General features: G+C 55.7%; 10 protein-coding genes and 1 tRNA gene. 2 read left to right on the plus strand and 9 right to left on the minus strand.

Annotation, left to right across the window (positions count from 1 at the left end):
* Positions 1-19: 19 nt before the first annotated feature.
* The 9 genes from HMPREF3148_RS07335 to HMPREF3148_RS07370 form a co-directional block, all read right to left on the minus strand.
* A complete protein-coding gene (locus HMPREF3148_RS07335) occupies positions 20-214 on the minus strand; it encodes a hypothetical protein (protein WP_049159707.1) in 195 nt (64 codons plus the stop codon).
* A complete protein-coding gene (locus tag HMPREF3148_RS07340; RefSeq protein WP_070508934.1) occupies positions 192-395 on the minus strand; it encodes a hypothetical protein in 204 nt (67 codons plus the stop codon). Before HMPREF3148_RS07340 ends, HMPREF3148_RS07335 begins: the two co-directional genes overlap by 23 nt.
* Positions 385-738 (minus strand): hypothetical protein, encoded by a 354-nt coding sequence (locus HMPREF3148_RS07345; RefSeq protein ID WP_070508935.1) that lies wholly within the window; start codon positions 736-738, stop codon positions 385-387. Before HMPREF3148_RS07345 ends, HMPREF3148_RS07340 begins: the two co-directional genes overlap by 11 nt.
* Before the next feature lie 70 nt (positions 739-808).
* Positions 809-979, minus strand: coding sequence for a helix-turn-helix domain-containing protein (locus HMPREF3148_RS13255; RefSeq protein WP_083287730.1), 171 nt, complete (start codon positions 977-979; stop codon positions 809-811).
* 199 nt (positions 980-1178) lie between these two features.
* Positions 1179-1250, minus strand: a tRNA-Met gene (locus tag HMPREF3148_RS07350).
* Positions 1251-1649: 399 nt separating this feature from the next.
* Positions 1650-2036, minus strand: a complete 387-nt coding sequence (locus tag HMPREF3148_RS07355; protein WP_070508936.1) for a hypothetical protein — start codon at positions 2034-2036, stop codon at positions 1650-1652.
* A complete protein-coding gene (locus HMPREF3148_RS07360) occupies positions 2033-2884 on the minus strand; it encodes a phage antirepressor KilAC domain-containing protein (RefSeq protein WP_070508937.1) in 852 nt (283 codons plus the stop codon). Before HMPREF3148_RS07360 ends, HMPREF3148_RS07355 begins: the two co-directional genes overlap by 4 nt.
* Positions 2885-3055: 171 nt before the next feature.
* A complete protein-coding gene (locus HMPREF3148_RS07365; RefSeq protein WP_049159696.1) occupies positions 3056-3355 on the minus strand; it encodes a hypothetical protein in 300 nt (99 codons plus the stop codon).
* 48 nt (positions 3356-3403) lie between these two features.
* Entirely contained in the window at positions 3404-3682 is a 279-nt protein-coding gene (locus HMPREF3148_RS07370) for a hypothetical protein (RefSeq protein ID WP_070508940.1), read from the minus strand.
* Between the two features lie 142 nt (positions 3683-3824).
* Here HMPREF3148_RS07370 and HMPREF3148_RS07375 point away from each other — a divergent pair, with 142 nt between their 5' ends.
* The gene (locus HMPREF3148_RS07375; protein WP_070508939.1) at positions 3825-4343 is read left to right on the plus strand and encodes a helix-turn-helix domain-containing protein; all 519 of its coding nucleotides are present in this window, start codon (positions 3825-3827) and stop codon (positions 4341-4343) included.
* Positions 4336-4713 (plus strand): ImmA/IrrE family metallo-endopeptidase, encoded by a 378-nt coding sequence (locus tag HMPREF3148_RS07380; protein WP_236081476.1) that lies wholly within the window; start codon positions 4336-4338, stop codon positions 4711-4713. The genes HMPREF3148_RS07375 and HMPREF3148_RS07380 overlap by 8 nt, the downstream gene beginning before the upstream one ends.
* The last annotated feature ends 28 nt before the right edge of the window (positions 4714-4741 follow it).

Below are 4741 nucleotides of genomic sequence, written 5' to 3' on the forward strand. Positions count from 1 at the left end.
TCGTATCCGAATACTGGCATTAGAGTGCTCCTAGCCAGACTGGTGGCATGGAGACCACGGCGAAGAAAATGAATCCGACCAGGATGCCGAAGGTGAACATTGCCCATGCGAAGCGCATGCGTTTTGCGAGTTGGTCCTCCAGGCGGGCAATTTTGCGGTAATCGCCGCTAGTGTCGCGGCGTGGTGGTCGTTTAGGTGTGGTCTGGGTGGGCATTCCTGGTTTTCCTTTCATAAGCACTGGTAAGTGAAGCAACATGGTGGGCGTGGGCTGCGCCATCCTTCAGGCGGCGGCGAATATTCTCCGGGGCATTCACGTAGCGGTAGAGGACCTGGTAACGGCCCTCGATTTCTTTCAAATGTGTGATGGCCTCAGCTAGTGGGATTTCATGCGGCATGTAATTTCCTCTTTCTTTCCCGGTCGTACAGCGTGCGGGCCTCAACATCCACATCGACGCCAGAACGCTCCAAAGACTTAATGAGCCCGTCAGTGCTCACATCAAATTTTGGGGCCAACACCCGGACAGCATTCACATCACCCATGAACTTTGTGAAGTGATTAAATTCCTCCATAATCGCTTGATCACGGCGTTCCCTAAGCTCCTGCCAGGTTGGGTAATCCTCATAGGCGACGCCTGGGACCCGGCCAGCTTTCAGTGCTGTGGTGCATTTCATGCACAGTCGGCGCCCATGCACGGTTTTTATCTCATGACAGTGCGCGCACTGTGTCTTCCAACCCATGGTTATCGCCACCTCATCGCGTAGCGTGGGCGGCGGTGCTTACCGCGGCGGAGGAGTTTCTTTAGCCAGGTCATTCTGCGCCCTCCATCAAATAGTCATCGCACCAGCGCTTCGTAGTACGCCAGGCCTTGCCTTTCTTCACCGCCCGAATATCACCGCGGCGCATGAGCTCACGCACCGTATCTGGGTGCATACCCAAATAGGCGGCTGCTTCTTTCACTAAAAGCCATGTAGAATCCATGATTGAACTCCTTTCGAGAGAGGTTCAGCCCCGCGTTGCTTTGGTAGGCTGCGGGGTCTTTTTTCGTGTGTGGAGGGGGTGCAGGTTGATCAGTGCCCGGCGCGACCCTGCTGGAAGTCCAAGGCCGCAAACGAATGGCCGGGTTAACACCTTTAGGCCGCGTAGTGCCCACAGATGGGTAGCCCTTTAACACCCCAAGTGCCGTGTGCCGGAATCGAACCGGCGACCTTCCGCTTATGAGGCGGATGCTCTACCACTGAGCTAACACGGCAAAAATTTATGTCAGCGCCGCTGGTTCCCTCCCGCCATACAAGGCGAGGTGTAGGCATGTCCTCGCAATCTAAGAACCATGCTCGATGCCCGTATCCTCCGGCGCTCTTCACTATTCAGTTTTCATTCAACGTTTCGCCCCACACCGCACCCCTATTGGAATGCGCCACTGTGACGAATGGTTAGGGCACACTAGCCCCCGTGCCCGGGCGACGGCTTGCACGTCGCTGCCTGCTAGTCGGGCTGTTATTCTTGCGGCTACCTTGAATCTCGTGCGGCTTTTGCACTGAGGTGTTCTTTGAAGGCTGCTTTGAGGTAGCCGAGCATGAAAGCTCCGATATAAGGGCTGTTCATGATGGTTTCCTTATGCGGTGGCGTAATCTTTTCCTTCACCATCGGACTAGAAAAGTTCATCGGCAGACTGGATAATCCCAGCTCTCTTCAGCACACCGACTGCCTTAGCAACTTCCAAAGCTTGGCCTGACTCAACTTTTTCTTTGCATTCAGCTGGCCATTCCACCGGGGCGGAACGCTGCACAATCGCCTCATACCCCATCGAATTGAGCAGGTCTACACGAGCCTTCGCAGATGACCGCGACCTGTAGAACTTGCTAGTGTCTGGCTCGAAATACTTATTCGACTTGAAGCGGTTGATATAGTCTTCGTCAGGTTCCCAGCCCACGGGCTTTTCCCATGTTGTTTCAAAAGGCTCGTAGCGGTAGTCAAACGCTTCGTATTCTTCGAATTCCGGGTACCCAATAATCTGGGCGCGGTAAAGATAAGTCATGCTACTTCCTTTGGGTTGAGTTCCTGGCCGTACATTTCGACGGCTTCATTAATCCATTTCCAAGCAATATCCTGGCCTTTTGGTGAGATACGGGCGGCGGCCCACGGCTTGCCAGTGATGTCGCTGACACCCTTTTCTGTCTTGGCCCACCCATTCTTTTCGGCATGGGCGGTGGCATGATTGCGGTCGCGACGGTGACCGGAAATAAGCATCTTCTTCCGGCGCAGAAGCTCATACACGGATTCTTGAATGATCGTGTAGCCCCAGTTGCGGCCCCATGCTTGAACTTCACGGGCAAATTCTTGCCGGCCTTTCCACTCTTCAGAGGCGGAGTGTGCCGCGGCCTTAGCAACTGCCGGGGCCTGAGCTTCGAGAGCGCGCTGCCGCTTCTCGGCGAGTTGGCGTTGCTCTTCTGCCTTTTCCTCAGCTTCGAGAGCGAGCGTAAGAATCTCGCGGCGGGTAAGCTCAGCCGGTACCTTCGCAGTTTCTGCTTCGCGAGTCTTGATGGCAAAGTAAGCCTGCGCGGCCGCAACCTCCGGCTTATTCGGGTCGCCGTTCATTGCTACCAGGTACGCGGCGAAACGAGTGAGATGGAAGTCCTCACGAGGGCGGCCGGAGGTCTTTTCAGCCGATCCCCTGAAAAGGGTCGCAACGTCGTTTCCTTGCACCTCAGCCGATTTCATGGCGCGCTCAAGTGGGACCTTGAACTCGTTCCACCGTGGGTATCCCATGAGTGGCATGAGGTCGCGGGCGGACCAGAATTCCGTTCCGGTCTCAGTGTCGGTATTCTTAATTGCGTCAAACGGCGAAGGCGGTTCGCTGATGACTGGCGCCAGATGGGGCGACATCGTGGGCGCCTCCTTTCGTTTTATACTTCGCTCGGGGATACTTCCCCAGAAAGCGAGGTGAAGATTGTGGATAAAATTCAAGCCGCTAAAGCAGCCGCTGCTTGTGCAGGTTCCGCTAAGACGGCAGCCAGCACGGAACACGAGCGTCAAATGGCAGATGGATTGTGGTATCTAGCTCTTGCGATTGCGGAAGATTTCAACGACAGACGCAACCCGCGTAGCTAGGAAATAAAGCAACTCTGATGTCACGGCCTCGCATTGACGCTTCTTTTCACCGCGCCATGCAATTGCAGCCCGTTGCTTCGGAGTCGGCTCCCATCGCAATCGAGACGAAGCTCGACGGTTAGGCTGCTCGTTGATTGCTTGTTGTGTTCGCTGAAATTCGGCGGCTATCTCATCAATCGACCAGGTGCTGTAATCGGGTTCCCCTGGCGTTGCCCCGCCGGGGGTTTCCTTGTTCTTGTCGGTCATGCTGTAAATTCCTTCTTGCTCAATCTCCGCCCCCAGCGGGGGCTTTTCTTATGCGGCAATTCGCCCCGTTGCTTTGTTGTAAATCCGCGCGCGGCGGCGCTCGGCAACTTCTTCCACCACTACGAACGCGTCATCGAATGAAATCGGAAATGTCATCAGTGCGGTTCCGATGAATCGCGGGCTTGCCTCATGCTGGCCAGATAGCCAGCGTGAAGCGGTGGACTTGTCCACTCCCATTTCCGCTGCGATTCCTGATACTGTCCCGTACTTGTCGACCAGGCGGTCAACCCATTCGCTGCGAACGCGGGTGGTCTTAAGTGTTGTCACTTTTCCTCCCAGTTCTTTGGCTGAAACCTTGTGTTTCTGCGCTGGAACCAAAGCTAGCACAGTGTGTTTCATACGCGCAACCTGTGGTTGCTTTTCTGGGCTTAACTTGCAATGTTGCAGGTCTGCAACTAGGGTTAGTTGCATGAATGACACGCGATGGTGGAAGTACCTCCAAAAGCTCATGGGAGACCAAACCCAACTCGAAGCAGCCCGCTTCATCGGGATCTCAAAGAGCAACATCACGAGATGGAAAGACGGGGCAAGAGCCGCCCCCGATTTCGTCGTGAAGGTTGCTCGCGCCTACAAAGCAAACGTCCTAGAAGCGCTTGTTGAAGCAGAATTCATAACCGAAGAGGAAGCTCAACTACACGAGATAAAAGTTGGTGGCGTGACTCTTACAGATGCCACCAACGAGCAGATTTTGGCAGAGATTATGCGCCGCTCCGACCCCGAGGCGCGTTACCTCTTCGGCAACGAGGGCGACGAAGACGTCATCGGCCTAGCCCCACACCTTGCCCCCGTGTCCGACCCGCATGCTTCACTACAGGATGAGGATGACGGCACCGTCATGGAATGGGATGACAGCATCCCGCACGCCGCTGACTCCTCCCCCGACGAGCAAGCAGAGCGTGAGAAACGAGGTGAAGATTTGATTGATTAACACCGACGCCCTGATTGATGTGGCGCAGGCCCGGGGCTACCGCATCCGGTGGCACCGTGGCGGGCCAAAAGCAGCATGGATACCGCACAAGCACACCATCACGCTACGCATAGGCATGGACGATGTCACCACCCTGTGCTCCCTAGCCCATGAGCTAGGACACGCGCATTATGGTGACCCACCAGGCCACCACGGGGCACACGAACTCCGCGCCGACCGCTTCGCCGCCCGCATCCTCGTCAGCCCCACCGAATACGCAGCAGCAGAAACCATCTACGGACCACACCCCTCCGTCCTGGCCCACGAGCTAGGCGTGACAGTCAAAGTCCTTAAAACTTGGGCCTCTATCTACGAAAGGACAGCGGCATGACCAGCTCCTATCCTCTTCCAACTATCAA

It is taken from the genome of Corynebacterium sp. HMSC05D08, from assembly GCF_001807215.1.
Lineage (GTDB): Bacteria > Actinomycetota > Actinomycetes > Mycobacteriales > Mycobacteriaceae > Corynebacterium > Corynebacterium striatum.